Raw genomic sequence first — 18,820 nt, 5'->3', positions numbered from 1 at the left:
ATAATTAAAATCTTTTATAAAATTTATTTTGGTACATATCATCTTTCTAAGAAATATATTATATATTTTTAATTACTTTTAGCAATATTCTGTGATGCATTATAGTCCGCATTTGCTGTAAATCCGCACTTCTTACAAATAAACTTACTCTGACTTTCCCTATTTTCTTTATCTACATGGCCACATACTGAACATTTTTGAGACGTATATTCTGGATTAATATATCTTACTTTTATTCCTACATTTTCAGCCTTATATTCTATCATTTTTTGAAGCTGAAAGTATGACCAATTCTCCAATATTTTATTTTTTAAATCATCCTTCTTGAGTTTTGTTATTGCACCACGGGGTATAAGCCTAGTTTGTCCTTATATCCGTATATCTTATAACAATGCCCGATATGCAATACTTGCAAATTGAAATAGAATATTGAAATCGACATTAAACTATAGTAAACTTTATAATGTGTTGAATTTTTTATAGAAAGGGGGAAGTTATAATTGACTAAAAACTTAAAAAAGTTTTTGTTGTTTGTATTCGTTATTGCATTTTACCAGTTAGGTTCACATAATCTAGTATTAGCCAGCAGCGTAGATAATACTCAAGTAACTTCAAGCTCTGCGGTAACTTTAACTCAAAACAAAATTGATAACGACTATGATACATCACAAAGTACTACTAATTCTGCAATAGAAAAAGACAGTACTTCATCAACAGTAAATGATACCAGCGGCAATTCTGTTAGAGAAATTACTAGTGTATGCAATGTAGAAGTAGATAAAAAGTGGACTATAACATTGAGTCAGCCAGTTGATATATCTTCTGCAAGAAACAGTATAAAAGTTATAGATAAAAAAACAAACAAAGAAGTTCCTATTGATATTTCAATAAGTGGACAAGGTCTATATATAACTGTTTCAGTAACAGACAAATATAATCCTGGAAGTGACTATAGGCTATTTATATCTACAGATCTAGTTTCAAGGTACAATAAACATTTACCACAAGCTGTAAGCATGAACTTTAAAACAGATTCAGTAATAACTTCTATTGACGACCTGAATGTATCTGTAAATCAATGTGATGATTATAGACTGCCAACTACATTAACAGCAACTATGTCAGATGGTCAAAAGAAACAAGTAAGTGTAACTTGGGACAAAGCACTTGATACTGGTGCACCGGTAGGTACATACATATATCATGGTACTGTAAAGGGTTATTCCAAACTAGTAACATTGACTTTTACATTAAACCCTTTTGAGCCTGTAACTTCTATATCAAATTCATATAGAACTCAGTCAAGCGTACAAGTTAACCTTTATAATTATCTTATGAACGAAGATAATAGACAATCTGTCTGGACAAGAGCAATCGAATTGCATGGCGGTGTAACCAGTAATAACTGTGCATACTTTGCAAGTGAATCTTTAAGAAGAGCCGGGTTAACATCATTACCTGAATGGGTAGCCAATACTATTCAATTAACCCAAAAGCTACTATCATTCGGATGGCAAATATGTTACGATTTATCAAAATTGCTTCCTGGCGATATTTGCTTTACAACTTCATATGGTAATGGTCCAACTCACACATATACATTTATGAAATGGGTAGATCCAGATTATCATGAATATGGATATATATGTGACAATCAAGGTGACGAGTATAATGGAAGTCCATTCCATATAAGAAATATAAACTTTGCCACCGCAGCAAAAGATGCCTTAAGTTATTTTATGTATTTACCGCAAACTTAAAAGTATATTTTGTGATTTATTATAGACAGTACTTCATTACGAGTATTGCCTATTTTTTTAATCTAATAATCCCCATGCTTAAAACATTAAATCTATTTTAGATGCTAAATTCAACTTTTCTGGCTTCCACTCTCTTTTAGGACATTCTATAATTTTAAAAGAATGGCAGAAACTTTTTATAAAGGTGATAAATTTACCATCAAGCCAGGGGGGAGTCCACGCTCCCGATCTACATATATGTACTACATTAATATTTATGTCACTTTTAAGTTCATCTGTCTCTTGATATTTTACATTAAATTTACTATTTATATCCTTAAAATCTTCAGGATTCTCATTCGTATATGGACTATATATAATATGAGCTTTATCTATAACACTTTCACTTAACAATTTTCCAAGCCAATTCGCACAATTTATTTCAAATTTTAATGAATTCAACCCGCCATATCCAAGATCGGAATGTGAGTCGAATAAAAATACCTCACTGCATGAATTTTTCTTTGCTATATCATATGACAACTTATGAGAGTCAGAAACAATAACCTTAACATCTCTGGTAAATTTAAAATGCCTGTATATTAAGTCCCAAAAATATGACAATTGCCTACCTACATTGAATCTTTCTATCACATCAACTCCATGCATTTTGCCCTCAAAATATTTTATATACCATTGTTTTATAAAACCTCTGTTATTTTCAATGCAAGATCCATTCCAGTTTTTTATATATGGCATGAAATAATCCCAATCTATACTCAACAGTACATTTTTCATTTAGAAAATACCTCCATCTATAAAATATTTTATAATATAATTATATCACTTTACATAAAATCAATATAATCCCATAATATCCAATATAGATATACTAGTGCTGCTATAAATTTTTTGTTATTATCTTTATAGAGATAATATTATATACTTTATAAGATTGAAGGTGATAATATGAATTTATTCATTATCGATGATGATGAAGCTGTACGCTCAATGCTAATCGATATAATTGAAGACTATGACCTTGGAAGCGTTGTAGGTGAAGCTTCTAATGGTTCTTTGATAGATGAAAACTTACTTGCTGTAAAGAAAGTTGATATACTTATTATTGATCTACTAATGCCGGTACGCGATGGGCTTCAAACAATTCGTGATTTAGGTTCTTCCTTTACCGGGAAAATAATAATGATCTCACAAGTAGAGGACAAAGATATGGTCGGTAAGGCTTATCTTCTTGGAATCGAATATTATATAACAAAACCTATAAATAGACTTGAGGTAATTAGTGTTATAAAGAAGGTTATTGAAAATATACGTCTGCAAAAGTCTGTGCAGGATATTGAAAAAGCTTTAAATATACTTGAGTATAAGCCTGTAAATTACGATACTAAAGATAAGTTTACAGACGAAAATATAGTGACATACAGTCAATACCTCTTAACTGAATTGGGTATGATTGGCGAAAGCGGCAGCAAAGATCTAATTAATATGGTTGAATATCTCTTTCAATATCAAAATGAAAATCCATTTGAAAATGAATTTCCATCAATGAAAAATATACTCTCAACTGTAGCTATTAGAAAATTAGGTGAAAATGCATCTGATAACGAGTTAAAAAAAGAAATCAAAGCATCAGAACAGAGAGTTAGAAGGGCAATTTTTCAGGGGTTAAACCACTTTTCATCCCTTGGACTTACCGACTACTCAAATCCAAAATTTGAACAATACGCGACTAAATTTTTTGACTTTATAGAGATACGAAAGCTTATGATGGACATGCAAAATAACATAAAACCCTCTATATCACACGTCCACATAAACATAAAAAAGTTTGTACGTGTTTTATATCTCGAATCAAAAAAAGAATACACTAACTAACTTTGTAGTTAAAAGTTAGTTTATCCCCCGGGAGATGCTGACAAAATCCGGTACTATAAATACTTTTAGTAATTCTAAAGCCCGGTATTTTGAAAATCTAATAAAGATTGATAAACTCGCTGTGCTCAAACAGTATCAATATTTATATATTTTCTAAAATACCGGGCTAAGAATTACAATAAAAGTATTTAATGTACCTATATTTTGTCAACATCTCCCTCAGGTACAAATTAACTTTAAAACTACAAACTTTATTAGGTTTTACAAGTCTAAGCTTGACTTATGCGCAGGCCGGGATTTCTAAAATTAAGGCACATTAAAAAATTTTGTAGTAAGTCTTAGCGAAGCGTTCTTAAAAATCTTAGTGGATTTTATATGTTTGAACAAAGTGAGTTTATAAAATCTGCTTAGATTTTTTTAAGCGCAAGCTTAGACTTACTAGAAATTTTTTACGTGACGTATTTTGGAAATCACGGCCGGAGCATAAGTTAAGCTTTCATTAATTCAATTTTTTTAGTATATTTTCAACTATAGGATCAAAAACTTCAGTTGAAGCATTATTTTTATCTGAATCAGAAATGTTACTTATGCTATTTGACATAGGCAATTCTCCAAGGAGCTTTAATCCCATATCCTTCAAAAATTTATCCGTATTTTCTTTTCCAAATATCTTGATTTTTTTACCACAATCAGGGCACACTATATAGCTCATATTTTCAACAACACCCAGTATATCATTTCCCATTTTCTTGGCCATAATAACAGCTTTTGAAACTATCATTGAAACCAAGTCCTGAGGAATGGATACCATTACAATTCCATCAATAGGTATTGACTGCATAACAGTAAGAGCCACATCACCTGTTCCAGGTGGCATATCAATAACTAAATAATCCAAATCTCCCCAATCTACATCAGTCCAAAATTGTTTAACAGCACTTGATATTACAGGACCTCTCCAGATTACAGGCTCATTTTTGTTTTCTATAAGCAAATTAAGAGACATTACTTTTATACCGTCTTTAGTTACTACAGGTATAATAGTTTCATTAACAGCCATTGCAAGTTTATCATCCAGATTCAATAAATTAGGTATACTAGGTCCAGTTATATCGGCATCAAGGATTCCAACCTTGAACCCCTTTTTATTGAGGCCTTTTGCAATCATTACTGAGATTGTTGATTTTCCTACTCCACCCTTTCCACTCATAACTGCTATTACCTTTTTTATATTATTCTTACACTTAACACTTTCTTTAGCACTATCATCTTGTGGCATTTTAATCACCTTCTATTCTATTTTACTGGCATTTGCCATTTTAATTATAATTCTGTAGATTTTCGCTGTCAATAATTTGTTTTCTATTAAGTATAGTATTGTTCTTATTGTATAATTTAAGCTTTCATTTATAACCCCTATAACATACTAATTGATAAAATAAAAAAGCAGCCTACCGACACAATTGGTATGGTTACTTTTTTATAAGTTCAGTTTTACTAGAGTTGCCTTAGCAACTAGAATTATATATCAGAGTGCTATCAGCATACTGTTTTTTATTATATCCTCTACATACTTTCCCAATAATATCTATCAGGTTTGTCATTTTTCGCTTTTTTATCAAATATCCTCATTATAACAACGGCAAGTACAAAACCAATTACTCCCCCTGCAATCTTAAAAGCAAGAAAATAACTATTCATGAACCCTGCCACATATCCGCCTAAAAAAACTCCTAAAAATACGCATACTATCGGCAAAACAAATAACATAAACGCGGCTGACAGCATACTCGTCTGCTTTTTTGGTTCAGGAGCTTTTTTATCATTATTTAACTCATACTTTTCATTTTCATCATACATTTTAACCGAACTCCTTAAATTTAATTTAATCTTCCACCTAAAAAGCTACTTATATTTTTATTATATCACCCTACAATTATTTTTTAAATAAAATTTCTGGTGCAAATCTATAATTATTTTTTACTTTCTGGTTTCTTGATATTTAGCCTGGAAACTATATCCGGTACCTTTTCTATAAGGTTCATTAGATTTTCTTTGCCCCTTATAGGAAGTACTTTAACGGATCCATCCTTTTTTACAACAATTAATGCGTCAGATGCAATTTTAGCACCCATCCCAACTCCTGAAGCAGAATTATCCTTATCCTTCTTAACATTTTGATTTTCACCTGCAGCTGTTCCAAATCCAAATGACACTGATATTATTGGAACCAAAGTTGTATCTCCAACCTCAATAGGCTCACCTATAACCGTCTTTGTATTAAAAAAATCCTGTAATTTACTAAACAACATGTCCAAATTTTCCGGAACTGATCCCATTATTATTCCTCCCCATTTACATAATTATTTACCTTGAAATTACTTATTAGTACCTGTCTAACTTCTTTTTTCATTACAAACTTAATAGTTCTAACTACTATAGATAATGTAGTTAATTTCCCACATATATCTATCTTTATATCAATAATTTCATCTTGAAAATTAGGATTAAGGCAAATATGTATACAATCTTCCATCATAATCTGTGGAATCATAGAAATAAATGCACACAGAAAACCAGTTTCCGCTGGATCATAAAAACCATATGTACCTTTTACTCCCACATATTTAGGTTTCAATATATGAACTATCTGCTTTATATAAGATAAACCTGAGCTTAAAAAGTCGAAATCCAAAAAATCATATACATCTTTAATCTTAATTTGACTGACGTGATTATTATGACTTTTCCTATCAAATTTTAAAGGATATTTTTTACCTAAAATACTTATCTCAATTCTATTTTCGGGTGATTTTAATAATATATTTAGCTTTAAAAGATGACATATAAGATAAACCTCTCCATGAAAATATGCATCTTTATCATTAATAGCCACACTAAAATTATATTTACAAGGCAGTACCAATACAATCAAAATTAATAAAAATATACAGATCAAGATAATCCCTAATACTTTAAATACTATAAATACTCCCAATTTAGTTTATATCCTTTCAAATTATTTATCCATACACATTCTATTTATTAACCATATTACCAAATTATCCATCAAATTTAAAGCCCTATATTATGGGGTTTGTAAATGAAAAGTTAATCCATACCCCGGGGGATGCTAATAAAATCTCCAGCAAAAGTTTCAACAATAGTTTTCGCAGTATTATTTGTATTCATGCTTCAAATAAGAAATTTCAATAGATTAGAACATTGGATCGAAAAGAATAAATTTAAAAATGATATAACGCATTATTTTCACAGATCAGTAGTTTGTGCAATGGTTGATTGTGATCCACATATTGTTTTAGATCAGGAAATGCTTGAACCCAAAAAAGATAGTTCAGGTAAAGATGAAGGAAAAATTACTGCTGGCAAACGTTTAATTAAAAAGCTATATAAAAAATATCATCACTTTGCAGATATCATTGCAGCTGATGCTTTGTATTGTAAGTCTACATGGATAAAAGAGGTACTCTCTATAGGAATGAATGCTGTAGTTAGAGTAAAAGATGAAAGATTTACTATAGAAGATAATAGGTGCTAAATCTCTGTGGTTAATGTATGAAAGCTTAACTTATGCGCAGGCCGGGATTTCTGAAATTAAGGCACATTAAAAAATTTTGTAGTAATACTCGCGAAGCGTTCTTAAAAATCTTAATGGATTATATATGTTTGAGCAAAGCGAGTTTATATAATCCACTAAGATTTTTATGAATGCAAGCTTAGACTTACTGGAAATTTTTTACGCGACGTATTTTGGAAATCCCGGCCTGTGCATAAGTCAAGCTTTCATTTACAAACCCTATAATACTGAAGTTTAGTAACGTATCCCTGCGAATAAACCAATTTTTAGTAAAAGCCTATAGAATATATTTATTCGTCGCTGTCATTACTCTGCATCAATGAATTTAGTTTCTCAAGTGCGTATACTATTTCCGCCAGTTCTTCCGGTTCAACATTCTTTAACGCATCAGATATAATATTAGTAACAAAATCTTTCTTCATCTTTATAACGTTATTTTTCTTTTTAAATTCATCAGATAGAGACAACTTTACAATTCTTCTATTATTTTTAGGTACTTCCCTTACAACAACCCCTTGATTTACAAGACGATTTATTATGCCGGACACAGTACTCTTAGTAAGCATTACATGCTGACTTAATTTATTTAAAGTTATTTCCGGCATTTTATAAAGATGAAATATAACTAAAATTTGAGGAGCTGTAAAACCATACATCTTTGCACTTTTACTGAACTTATCTCTAAAAGTTGTACCAATACTTTTAAATGCCTTAATTATTCTGTCCGCCTGTTGTGCCGTTAATTCATTATTCTGTAACTGTTCCCCTTTTTTCATTTTCTTTAAAAGCACCCTCCTTGCTCGGTTTCTTTGATTTTTTCTCTTCTCTTATTATAAATGTTAACACAAGTGCAAGAATTACAGCAGAAGAAGTAACTATAACGGCATACGCCATAGCATCCAGAGTAGCCTGCCCTTGTATAAGTTGAGCTATATATGATATTGCCGTTGCATGTGCAGTTCCCTGTGGCTGACCCGCATGCATAAAGGCATAAGAAAAAGAATTTATGGTATCCATGGCAGATTTATTAAAAGAGGTTATCTGCTCTGAAAGTTTTAAATAATTATAATTGGTTCTAGAATCCATTATTGTCGACATTATAGTTACACTCACCGAACCAGACACCTGTTTTATTGTACTTGCAAGAGCTGATGCATTTCCAACAAGTTCATTAGGTACAGCATTCATACCAATAGTATTTATAGGCATCATCGCAATTCCCATTCCAACAGACCTGACACATAATATAAGTATTATATACGATTTACTTGAATTCATATTTAATGCCGACCCGAGCATAAAAGAAGCTACTCCAAGTATTATAAGTCCGGGTACAGCAACTGGCTTTACACCAACCTTATCAAACAAAGCTCCGCTTATAGGCATCAAAAGTCCAACTACAACCGCGGCGGGAAACATTATCATTCCGGTCTGCATTGCAGTATATCCTCTTATATTTTCCAAAAACAGAGGCATTACATACATTCCACCCATAAGTGCTAATGTCAGTATACATCCTATTATCTGACTTGCAGTAAAATTAAAAAGCTTAAATATACTTAAGTCCAAAAGCGGATCAGGATGTGTAAGTTCATTTACAACAAACAACACAAGACTTAAAACTCCAAGTACAATAAGTATCGGGTATTTTACATTATTCCAATCAATTGATGATGACTCTCCAAGTACGTAAAGCAAACTTACAAATCCAACCGTTGACGACAAAAATCCTATAACATCAAACGATTTGGATAGTTTTATCTCAGAACTCTTAAGTAAAATACCAGCTAATGTTACTCCAATTACACCTATAGGGACATTTAAGTTAAATATAAGTCTCCAATCCATATTCTGTATTATATAACCACCAAGAGTAGGTCCTATAGCAGGAGCTGCCATGGATGATATACCCCAGATTCCAAGTGCAAGACCTATTTTTTCCCTTGGAAATATCTCATATATCATTGACATACCAACCGGCATTATCATACCACCGCCAATTGCCTGTATTACACGAAATAATATTATAGTTGTACTGCTCCATGCAAATCCACAGAGCATAGATCCCATGGTAAATACGCTGAGTGCAAACATGTACACTCTCTTTGAACCAAACACCTCCTGAAGATACCCGGTCAGAGGTATAATTGCTCCAAGTGCAAGTGTATATCCGGTTAATATCCACTTTGCACTATTCATTGACATTCCAAAAACAGCCATCATCTTTGGCACAGCAATGTTTACTATACTACTATCAAGTGCTGACATAAATGTACCGATTACAACTACTATAAGTGCAAGCCAGCTTAACGCTAAACTGCCATTATCTTTTTCCAGTGATTTATTATTGTTTTCTCCCATTAGATCACCCCATTACTTGACGTGAATCTTAATATCAGCATTAGTTCCTGGAAGTATTTTGTTATTGAATTTATCGAGCGAAATCTTGATAGGTATTCTCTGCACTACCTTTGTGAACGTTCCACTGGTTGACGCAGGCAGCATGGAAAGTGCAGAATTCGCAGCCTCTCCAACGGACTTTACCTTACCTGTAAACTTCTTTGATGAATACTCATCTATAGTTACATTAACTTTCTGTCCAACTCTTATTTTGCCAAGTTTAGTTTCCTCTATATTAGCACTTATATACATTTTATCAGGATCTATAAGTATAAACATAGTCTGACTCGGACCCCACATTTCACCTACAGTTCCTTGTTTTTTTACTATTATGCCATCTATTGGCGATCTTATAAGTGATTTATCAACACTCGTATCTGGAAGTCCACTCATCTCCTGACGCGCTAGTATTTCATCTTTTGAAACTGTGTCACCTTCCTCTGCATCCTGTTCTAAAAGCTTTCCCTGAATTTGGGGAATTACGCTTACAAGGTCAGCACTAACCCTTGCGTCGTCTGTTGAAATATAATATGTATTTTGATACCAATAATAAATACCAATACTACTAAGTGCAATTACAATAACTGCAAGTATACTAATAATTAAAATCTTTCGTTTATCCTTCATAATAGTTTCACCCTCCAAACTACTCTAATCCGATTTCAGCAAACATACCGGGCTCTAATTTAGGATCTTTATCTGTAATAGTTACCTTTACCAAAACATCAGTACTTTGCGTGTCCAATTTTGAATTTATAACTGATACCTTACCTTTATATTCTTTTCCATCACGTTCCGAAACTTTTATAATAACACCTTGTCCAACAGAAAGCTTGTTTGCAATATCAACCGGTGCATATGAATCAACATATAAGTTCCCTGAATTTACTATAGAAATAAGCTTTGCACCAGCAGTTGCCATTTCACCGACATTTATATTTTTAGCACTTACAGAACCAGAAATAGGTGAAGTTATTGTCGCATTGCTTAAAGCCACTTGAGCTGTTTTAAGCGCAGCATTTGCCTGATCTACCTGTGCACTAAATACATCTATACTTGACTTTGTAGGACCGTTTTTTAACATTTCAAGAGCTGCCTGTGCATTTTTATATTGACCATTTGCAACTGCAAGCTGTTGATTTGCTGTATCAAGCTGAGCTTGTGTTTCAGCTCCTGAATCAACTAATGCCTTTATACGATCATAATTTTTCTTAGCTGTATCATAAGTTTGCCCGGCACTTTCTAATGAAGCCTCGGCTTCCTCTATCTGCTCGGGGCGTGTAGTATTCTGAGCATTTACAAGACTTGCCTTTGCAGTATTTACAGCCGCCTGTGCCTGATCTACCTGTGCCTGCAAATCCTTAGTATCTAATTTTATTACAACATCACCTTCCTTAACGCTTGATCCAACATCAACAGATATATCAGTAACTTTGGCTGAAATCTTTGACATTATATCTGCCTGTTCATTTGACGCTATCTTACCTCCCATTATAAATTTATTACTTGTACTTTTTTGAACATTTGCTGTTGAATTTGCATTTTGATTTGAGCTTCCAAAGCTGCATCCAGTTAGAAGCATTGCTGCAATTAAACACAATGAAGCAGTTTTTTTCATTTTAATCCCCCTTGCTAAAATTATTTCTATACGTATTGTTCGTTTATTAACTATACCATTATATACTAATTTTTATACACTTTCAATAATATATTTCCGGATCAAAATATATAAAATTCTTAGAAAATTCTGTATACTATTGAAAACGTTATCTATGCGTGCTATAATTATTTTCAGTACAAAAATTATCATTCTTTATAAATACAGAAACTTCAATTAATTGTAGTGTAAAGTTATTCATAAAAAAGCCAAAAGTGATAACAATCTGCTGTTATCACTTCTTTTTTATGAATTTTTATAATAGTCATCATCATAACTTGATGCCACATGTTTTCCGGCTGCTTTAAGTATTGTCTTTACATTATGCCTTTCAAGCGGTGAAAGTTCTTCTGCATCATTTGTATAATTAGAATTAACCTTATACCACGACTTACTTTCGAAATAACTTTTGTATGGATCTTTAGAGAATTTATATCCGTGTCTGGCAAATATCTCATTACTTGCAAGCAGAAGCTGTTTTTTAGTGAGTCCTTTTAAATCACTGACTTTAACTTCTCTTTTACTGCTGAATGGAAGTATATAATCACCACTATCTGAATCACTTTTGCTAATATTTTTACTTGATTCAACCTTTGATGTACTGCTGCCCGGGCTGCTCTTTAAAAATGAAGAAGTAATTTTAAAAGAAAGAACAAATACACATATAGTTGCACATACAATAGCTATTATTTTAAATTTTCCTACTGAAGATCCAACCTTTTCATCATCCTCATTTTCATAATCATCTTCATCGTAATCATTAAATTTATAGGTATCCTCATTATCACTGTTATCATCTTGATCATTTGTCTTATTATAATAATTAATATGTTCTTGTTTTGCACCGCAATAAACGCAAAATTTATCAGTATCATTCAATTCAGTACCGCATTTTGTGCATCTTATCACAAATATCACCTCTAATATAAAATAATCCTTCATATATAAATCTATTTTGTATGAAATTCAACTATTATACTCTTAGGTATTTTATTCAATAAAACTGTAATTCTATTCTTATCATAAAGAACTACCCTGTAACCAGAGTCCAATCTTCTTCCTGACCTCTCAACAATACATTCCGATTTATTCACAACTTCTATTCCATCATCATTTCTAAATACAAACTTCAGATTTTTCGCTTCCTCGTATTCCTCCTTAAATTCTAAAACCTCAAAAAGTGTAAAACTTCCACTGTAATTATTCAAATTTCTAAACTGAGCTTTAAGAACTTCACTTGTATCTTCATCCATTATATTGAGTTCAATCCTTCCAAAACCGTGTATATATTTTCTCTTAAGTTTTTTAAATACAACAGCCCCAATGAAAAGTAATACCAAAATACCAACTATCCCAATTGCAATAGGATTCTTAAAGTTTAATGCATTATTTGAAAAACCATCATTAACAACGTCGGCGTTTGGATATGATGCAGCATATATTTTTGATATTGAAGCAGAAACTAACTGAAATAAAAATGAAAAAACAACAACAATTATTATACGAATTCTATTTTTCACGGCAAATGCCACCTCTTATTTTTCTCTGTGTATATCTTTCTAGTAATAGTATATACTATAGTTTTATCTGTTCACATTAAAATTTTGTAAATATAACTACTAAAATGCTTAAATAAGTTTTCCTACAATTTACTACAAAAAGGAACAAAATTGCAACTTATATCTCAATAATTTTAAAACATTAATATATGTGCCTCTTATTTTATAAAATTTATTGTACAAAATCCTATCATATGTTATTATGAAGTTGTGATTAATATGTCAATTTGTTTTAATGATAAAAACACTTATTTGTATATGTTTTCTGTATACGTATAAATGTATGAAATAATAACTATTTTTTACATATTTCGTTAATTTAGTTATAAATCAAATATGCTTAAAACTTCATTATGGCATTGCATATTTATGACATTACACATTATAAAAACTTCATGCATGTCTCTTGAAGTTAAAAATATAACTTCTAATTTCTCTCGCAAAAAAATCCTTGCGAGTGAATATTGTCAAGCAATCATATATAATATTGAAAGGAGATCTAAAAAAAATGGGTAAAAATGGACTAAAAAAAGAAATAGGTTTACTCGCTGCTTTAGCTACCGTTATAGGTACAGTTATTGGTGCAGGCGTATTTTTCAAACCTACAGCCGTATTTACAGCATCAGGAGCTCCAGGTCTTGGTCTTATAGCTTGGATCCTTGGAGGAATTGTAACTATCGCAGGAGGACTTACAGCAGCTGAAGTATCTGCCGCAATTCCAAAAACAGGCGGTATGCTTGCCTATCTCGAGGAAGCTTATGGAGATATGTGGTCTTATCTTCTTGGATGGGCTCAAACTTTAATATACTTCCCGGCTAATGTTGCCGCACTCGCAATAATATTTGGAACTCAGGCAGCTTCATTACTTGGATTGTCTGATTCATGGATAGTAATAATAGGAATCTTAGTTGCCGTATTTTTATTCTTAATGAATTCCCTGGGAGCAAAAACTGGTGCAGCTATACAAACGGTTTCAACAATATGTAAGCTTATACCTCTATTCTTAATAATAATAGTAGGTCTAGCAACTGGAAATGGTGGAACTGCAAGACTTTTCCCGATATCAGTAGCAAGTCACCCAATTGGTACAAGCTTAGGCTCTGCCCTCGTAGCAACAATGTTTGCTTATGATGGATGGATAAACGTAGGTGCTATAGCTGGAGAAATGAAAAATCCAGGTAAAGACTTACCAAAAGCAATTGTCGGTGGTTTATCACTAGTAATGGCTGTTTATCTATTAATTAATGTAGCTTACTTATTCGTATTACCAGCAAGTGCTCTTGCAGCAACAAAAACACCAGCTGCAGCAGTAGCCAATATAATATTTGGAAGACTTGGCGGACAGATAGTAACTATAGGCATACTCATATCAGTTTTTGGAACAATAAATGGATACACACTTACAGGTATGAGAATACCATATGCAATGGCTGTAGAAAATAAACTGCCATTCAGTAAATGGCTTGCAAAATTAAGTCCAAAATCACAAGTGCCAGTCAACAGTGGAATATTACTACTAGTAATATCAATATTATTTATATTCTCTGGAAAATTCGACCAGCTTACAGACTTATTAATATTTGTAATATGGATTTTCTATACTATGACTTTCTTTGCAGTATTTGTATTAAGAAAGAAACAGCCGGATCTTTACAGGCCATATAGAGTACCTCTTTATCCAATAGTACCTATAATAGCAATACTTGGAGGTTTATATATAGTACTAAATACATTATTTACTCAACCTATGAATGCAGGAATAGGCTTAATCGTAACCTTAATAGGTTTACCTGTATATCTATCACGAAAAAGTAAATTTGTAAAAGTTAACGATGATGAAAAATAATTTCTGATGAAAGGAAGATAGTACTAATAAAATGAGAGAATATAGTGCGTTCGATATTTTAGGTCCAATAATGATAGGCCCTTCAAGTTCTCACACTGCCGGTGCAGCACGACTAGGAAAGGTTGCCAGAACCATAGCAGGCGGGAGCATTAAAAAAGTAGAATTTTTACTTCATGGTTCATTTGCTCAGACTTATAAAGGTCACGGTACAGATAAAGCACTTGTAGCAGGTATACTTGGAATGAATCCGTGGGATGAAAATTTAAAACATTCTATGGACATTGCAAAGAAAAAGGGTCTTGAATATAAATTCATTGAAACTAACCTAGGGGACATGCATCCTAATACAGTAAAATTTATTATAACAAAACAGGATGACACTGAAGTTGAGGTCATGGGATGTTCTATAGGAGGAGGAAACATACTCATTACAGAAGTTGATGGTGATAAAGTTGAATTCTCCGGTACGTATCCAACTATACTAATTAATCACATTGATGTACCTGGCATGGTAGCTAAAGTATCTGATATATTGTACAAATACAACATAAATATAGCATTCATGAGAGTATACAGGAAGAATGTAAAAGGCGCAGCAGCAGCTATGGTATTTGAAGTTGATGACAAAATAGGTAATGAAGTCATAGAAGAAATACGAAAAGTACACAATATACACAAGGTAATAGCTATAAATCCTGTAAGTGAGGAGGAATAATCATGGTAAACCATGGAGATGAACTGTTAAAAGTATGTGAAGAACAAAATTTAAGCATATGGGAATATACATTAAATGAAGAAGCAAAATCGAGCAATCTTCCTAAAGAAAAAGTTTTTGAAAAAATGAGAGGCAATTTAAAAGTAATGCAGGATTCTGCAGAATATGGTTTGACTCATAAGGTTAAATCAGTCAGCGGTTTAATAGGCGGAGATGCCTATAAGATAAACGAGTATGCTGAAACAAAAGATACTCTTACTGGCAAATTTATGGTAAAAGTAATGGCAAGAGCTCTTTCATGTGCTGAAGTAAACGCTGCAATGGGAAAGATAGTTGCATCACCTACTGCAGGTTCTTGTGGAATACTTCCTGCTGCAATAATAAGTGCAGGAGAAAAATTAAATAAGTCAGAAGACGATATGGTTAAAGCATTGTTCACAGCATCAGGTGTCGGAGTAATAATAGCAAAGAATGCAACTATGGCAGGTGCTGAGGGAGGATGTCAGGCAGAATGTGGTTCTGCAGCAGCAATGGCATCTGCAGCTGTTGTAGAAATGATGGGCGGAACACCAACTCAGGCACTAAACGCCGCTGCTATAGTTATAAAAAATATATTAGGTCTCGTATGTGACCCTATAGCAGGACTGGTAGAAATACCTTGTGCCAAGAGAAATTCATCCGGTGCAGTAAGTGCACTCACTACTGCAGACATGGCAATGTCAGGCATTGTAGGTAAAATACCATTTGATGATACAGTAGATGCAATGTACAGAGTTGGAAAACAACTTCCTTGCGAATTGAGAGAAACAGCTCTCGGAGGACTCGCAATAACAAAAACAGGTCTCAAATTAAAGAAACAAGTTTTTGGAAAATAAATATAAGGTTTATAGTTAAAAGCTTGATTTATGCTCCGGCCGGAGCATAAGTTAAGCTTAAAACTTCAAACTCCATACATTATTTTTTCTTTTCTCCTTTTATAAATTTATACTTATATAAAAGCCAGAGAAATGGATCTTCAACTCTATGGGGTTTTAATTTTGTAATTTTCCCTTCTTCAGGGCTGCATCCAAGCGCTGTCATTCCAAAATAAGCATATTCCTTGAAATTTGAACTAAGCTGATTTACAAAGTTTTCTTCTCCAAAACTTCTAATAAGCGATTCTATCGTATCATTTACATCTTCAAAATCTGACAAATCAAAATACCCGTTACGTGCATGACTGCTCGGATAATTTATACAGCTTGAAGAATCTATAAGTGATTCAAGGGCATCCATCTTCGAAAAAACTACAGCTACAGGAATATCTATTGGCTTATCCACCTTTATTCCGTTTTCTTTTCTTATTAGATTTGCAGTCCTCGATAAAAGATCCTCTATTTCAGTATTCTGTTCTGGGAGTTTAATATTTTCTGGCAGTCTTTGCCTTACACTTTCAAGTTGAAGTGGATCAATCAAAAATATTAGACCCGATGAATTGTATATATATTTATTCACGTTCTTCATCATATCCTCTGAATCAAGGTCTTCACCTGAGGTATCAAAAAAAGTAATTGTAACAGTATTACTTATCATCCTGCTCTTTAAGAGCATTCCAAAAAATCCACTTTCCCTGAACGTCAAGTTATATATCAAAGGCTGTTTCACAGAAAAATCCGTCTTTGCGGAATGTGTTACACCTATTATTTCATTTCTCCTAAATACCGGATTATAGAAATCATTCCTATACCTTTTCATCGTTGCATCGTCAACTGCCGAGAAACTATAGTCAAAAGCAGATGCAATCTCATTCATTATCTTATCTATTAAAACAGCAATATAGTGACTCTTTCCAGCTCCCTTTGTTCCAATTACAGTAAAAATCAAATTATCGTACTCCCCTATTGAGTATGGAAGTTCGGTGCTGCAGGTTGGACATATTTTTATATTGGTTTTTTGACCACACTCATTACAGAAAATAGACTCCGGCATCTCATTTTTATCTTCTGCACTCCTGGGAACAATTGGTTTTAAGTTTCTGGCATTTAGGCATACATCAGGATCATTACTGCATATAAAATTAACTTCATTCAATTTATGCTTAGAGAAACAATACGGACATATATAATAATCTTTTTTCCTCAAATTAAATTTCACTGCTAAACCCCCTTCCTATTATTCTATCACTTTACTCTATCCTTCTAGTACCTATTCTATTTCTTTCTAACACTATATTCAATAAAAATATTTCAACTTTATATAGGGTTTGTAATTTTAAAGTTAATCTATAAACCCTATAATGATTCAATAGTTATTTACCAAAATATTGATAATAGTAGCACTTCAGTCTTCCATTATAGAGTTTTCTATTTTTGTCAGATTTTCTTCCAAAGTGTCTTTCAAAACCCTCATGTGCTGTTATTATAAAATATGACCACTTCTCAAGATTAAAAAATACCTTTCCCATATCCTCGTATAACTTTTCTACCTCATCAATTTCTCCAAGTCTTTCCCCGTATGGAGGATTAGTTATTATAAATCCATTTTTCTTACTTGAACTAAATTCCTGAACGGGAAGCTTCTGAAAAGCTATGTATTTACTTACCCCTGCCTTTTCAGCATTTTCTCTGGCAGTTCTTATAACCCTTCCGTCTATATCAGATCCAAGTATCTTAACCTCACTATCATTTACAGAATTTCTCGCATGCTTTCTTAAATCATTCCACAGATTCTTATCAATTATATCCCAATTTTCGGCAGCAAAGCTTCTATTTAATCCCGGGGCTATATTTTTAGCTATCATTGCCGCCTCTATTAAAATGGTACCAGAACCACACATAGGATCGGCAAGTACATGTGACAAATCCCATTTGCTAAGAAGAACCATAGCTGCCGCTAAAGTTTCCTTGATAGGTGCTCCTCCTGCGTTTTCCCTGTATCCCCTCTTATGCAGCCCCGCACCTGAGGTATCAACTGTAAGTGTTACTATGTCCTTTAGTATCCCAACTTCTATCTTATACTCGGCTCCTGTTTCATCAAATACACCTGATGGATACTCTCTTTTCATAGCCTCAACTACAGCTTTTTTTACTATAGACTGGCAGTCAGGGACACTGTGCAGCTGTGATTTAACTGACTTTCCAGTAACATGCATAAAAGCATCCTCAGGCATAAGATTTCCCCAGTTAACCTTTAAGGTTCCCTGAAAAAGTTCTTCAAAGCTTTCAGCTTTAAATTCTGCCATACTTATAAGGACTCTGTCTGCCGTCCTGAGCCATAAATTACATGTAACTATATCCATTTCGTCACCTGCGAAAGTGACCTTTCCATTTTCAACCTTCAAGTCTTCATATCCGAGGTCTTTAAGTTCCTTAGCTACGACTCCTTCAAGTCCAAAAGTCGATGTTGCAATTAATGTATATTCCATTTTTCCT

Annotated in this window: 20 protein-coding genes; 6 read left to right on the top strand and 14 right to left on the bottom strand. The window is 32.9% G+C overall.

Translation table 11 applies throughout. From position 1 onward, the window contains the following. Positions 1-68: 68 nt before the first annotated feature. On the bottom strand, positions 69-338 hold the full coding sequence (locus D4Z93_RS01935) for an RNA-guided endonuclease TnpB family protein (RefSeq protein WP_279220967.1): 270 nt from the start codon (positions 336-338) through the stop codon (positions 69-71). 162 nt (positions 339-500) lie between these two features. Between D4Z93_RS01935 and D4Z93_RS01930 the strand changes: the two genes are divergently transcribed. Beyond that, positions 501-1,760: an Ig-like domain-containing protein gene (locus D4Z93_RS01930; protein WP_119970075.1), complete on the top strand. Its 1,260-nt coding sequence runs from the start codon at positions 501-503 to the stop codon at positions 1,758-1,760. A gap of 78 nt (positions 1,761-1,838) precedes the next feature. Here the strand turns inward: D4Z93_RS01930 and D4Z93_RS01925 are convergent, their stop codons facing one another. Next, on the bottom strand, positions 1,839-2,537 hold the full coding sequence (locus tag D4Z93_RS01925) for an arginase (RefSeq protein ID WP_119970074.1): 699 nt from the start codon (positions 2,535-2,537) through the stop codon (positions 1,839-1,841). A 171-nt stretch (positions 2,538-2,708) separates the two neighbouring features. On the opposite strand from D4Z93_RS01925, the gene D4Z93_RS01920 reads away from it, so the two are divergent. Next, a complete protein-coding gene (locus D4Z93_RS01920; RefSeq protein WP_119970073.1) occupies positions 2,709-3,635 on the top strand; it encodes a response regulator in 927 nt (308 codons plus the stop codon). A gap of 499 nt (positions 3,636-4,134) precedes the next feature. On the opposite strand, the gene D4Z93_RS01915 is transcribed toward D4Z93_RS01920, so the two are convergent. From D4Z93_RS01915 to D4Z93_RS01900, 4 genes are all read right to left on the bottom strand, one after another. Continuing rightward, a complete protein-coding gene (locus D4Z93_RS01915; protein WP_119970072.1) occupies positions 4,135-4,914 on the bottom strand; it encodes an Mrp/NBP35 family ATP-binding protein in 780 nt (259 codons plus the stop codon). 287 nt (positions 4,915-5,201) lie between these two features. Next, positions 5,202-5,495: a SoxR reducing system RseC family protein gene (locus tag D4Z93_RS01910; protein ID WP_119970071.1), complete on the bottom strand. Its 294-nt coding sequence runs from the start codon at positions 5,493-5,495 to the stop codon at positions 5,202-5,204. A 113-nt stretch (positions 5,496-5,608) separates the two neighbouring features. Beyond that, the gene (locus D4Z93_RS01905; RefSeq protein ID WP_119970070.1) at positions 5,609-5,974 is read right to left on the bottom strand and encodes a GerW family sporulation protein; all 366 of its coding nucleotides are present in this window, start codon (positions 5,972-5,974) and stop codon (positions 5,609-5,611) included. 2 nt (positions 5,975-5,976) lie between these two features. Continuing rightward, the gene (locus tag D4Z93_RS01900) at positions 5,977-6,633 is read right to left on the bottom strand and encodes a DUF2953 domain-containing protein (RefSeq protein ID WP_119970069.1); all 657 of its coding nucleotides are present in this window, start codon (positions 6,631-6,633) and stop codon (positions 5,977-5,979) included. 132 nt (positions 6,634-6,765) lie between these two features. Between D4Z93_RS01900 and D4Z93_RS13415 the strand changes: the two genes are divergently transcribed. Further along, on the top strand, positions 6,766-7,194 hold the full coding sequence (locus D4Z93_RS13415; protein ID WP_243105968.1) for a hypothetical protein: 429 nt from the start codon (positions 6,766-6,768) through the stop codon (positions 7,192-7,194). A gap of 329 nt (positions 7,195-7,523) precedes the next feature. Here the strand turns inward: D4Z93_RS13415 and D4Z93_RS01890 are convergent, their stop codons facing one another. The 6 genes from D4Z93_RS01890 to D4Z93_RS01865 form a co-directional block, all read right to left on the bottom strand. Continuing rightward, a complete protein-coding gene (locus D4Z93_RS01890) occupies positions 7,524-8,024 on the bottom strand; it encodes a MarR family winged helix-turn-helix transcriptional regulator (RefSeq protein ID WP_341466776.1) in 501 nt (166 codons plus the stop codon). Next, positions 7,981-9,594, bottom strand: coding sequence for a DHA2 family efflux MFS transporter permease subunit (locus D4Z93_RS01885; protein WP_199798401.1), 1,614 nt, complete (start codon positions 9,592-9,594; stop codon positions 7,981-7,983). The genes D4Z93_RS01890 and D4Z93_RS01885 overlap by 44 nt, the downstream gene beginning before the upstream one ends. A gap of 12 nt (positions 9,595-9,606) precedes the next feature. After that, a complete protein-coding gene (locus D4Z93_RS01880) occupies positions 9,607-10,260 on the bottom strand; it encodes an HlyD family secretion protein (protein ID WP_119970067.1) in 654 nt (217 codons plus the stop codon). Between the two features lie 19 nt (positions 10,261-10,279). Then, a complete protein-coding gene (locus tag D4Z93_RS01875; RefSeq protein ID WP_119970066.1) occupies positions 10,280-11,251 on the bottom strand; it encodes an HlyD family secretion protein in 972 nt (323 codons plus the stop codon). Between the two features lie 285 nt (positions 11,252-11,536). Beyond that, positions 11,537-12,199 carry a YARHG domain-containing protein gene (locus D4Z93_RS01870; RefSeq protein WP_162920229.1) on the bottom strand — a complete coding sequence of 221 codons (663 nt, stop codon included), beginning with the start codon at positions 12,197-12,199 and terminating at the stop codon, positions 11,537-11,539. A gap of 41 nt (positions 12,200-12,240) precedes the next feature. Next, positions 12,241-12,810 (bottom strand): hypothetical protein, encoded by a 570-nt coding sequence (locus D4Z93_RS01865; RefSeq protein ID WP_119970065.1) that lies wholly within the window; start codon positions 12,808-12,810, stop codon positions 12,241-12,243. Between the two features lie 547 nt (positions 12,811-13,357). On the opposite strand from D4Z93_RS01865, the gene D4Z93_RS01860 reads away from it, so the two are divergent. From D4Z93_RS01860 to sdaAA, 3 genes are read left to right on the top strand one after another with little or no spacing between them, the layout of a single operon-like run. After that, a complete protein-coding gene (locus D4Z93_RS01860) occupies positions 13,358-14,695 on the top strand; it encodes an amino acid permease (RefSeq protein WP_119970064.1) in 1,338 nt (445 codons plus the stop codon). 31 nt (positions 14,696-14,726) lie between these two features. Then, on the top strand, positions 14,727-15,410 hold the full coding sequence (gene sdaAB, locus D4Z93_RS01855) for an L-serine ammonia-lyase, iron-sulfur-dependent subunit beta (protein WP_119970063.1): 684 nt from the start codon (positions 14,727-14,729) through the stop codon (positions 15,408-15,410). 2 nt (positions 15,411-15,412) lie between these two features. Then, positions 15,413-16,285, top strand: a complete 873-nt coding sequence (gene sdaAA, locus D4Z93_RS01850; protein WP_119970062.1) for an L-serine ammonia-lyase, iron-sulfur-dependent, subunit alpha — start codon at positions 15,413-15,415, stop codon at positions 16,283-16,285. A 79-nt stretch (positions 16,286-16,364) separates the two neighbouring features. On the opposite strand, the gene D4Z93_RS01845 is transcribed toward sdaAA, so the two are convergent. Continuing rightward, on the bottom strand, positions 16,365-17,543 hold the full coding sequence (locus tag D4Z93_RS01845; RefSeq protein ID WP_119970061.1) for a zinc ribbon domain-containing protein: 1,179 nt from the start codon (positions 17,541-17,543) through the stop codon (positions 16,365-16,367). A gap of 154 nt (positions 17,544-17,697) precedes the next feature. Continuing rightward, the gene (locus tag D4Z93_RS01840) at positions 17,698-18,813 is read right to left on the bottom strand and encodes a THUMP domain-containing class I SAM-dependent RNA methyltransferase (protein WP_119970060.1); all 1,116 of its coding nucleotides are present in this window, start codon (positions 18,811-18,813) and stop codon (positions 17,698-17,700) included. Between the last annotated feature and the right edge of the window lie 7 nt (positions 18,814-18,820).

Source organism: Clostridium fermenticellae, assembly GCF_003600355.1.
GTDB classification, from domain to species: domain Bacteria; phylum Bacillota; class Clostridia; order Clostridiales; family Clostridiaceae; genus Clostridium_AV; species Clostridium_AV fermenticellae.
The sequence above is the reverse complement of the archived record's forward strand: the minus strand, read 5'-3'. Positions and strand labels throughout refer to the sequence as shown.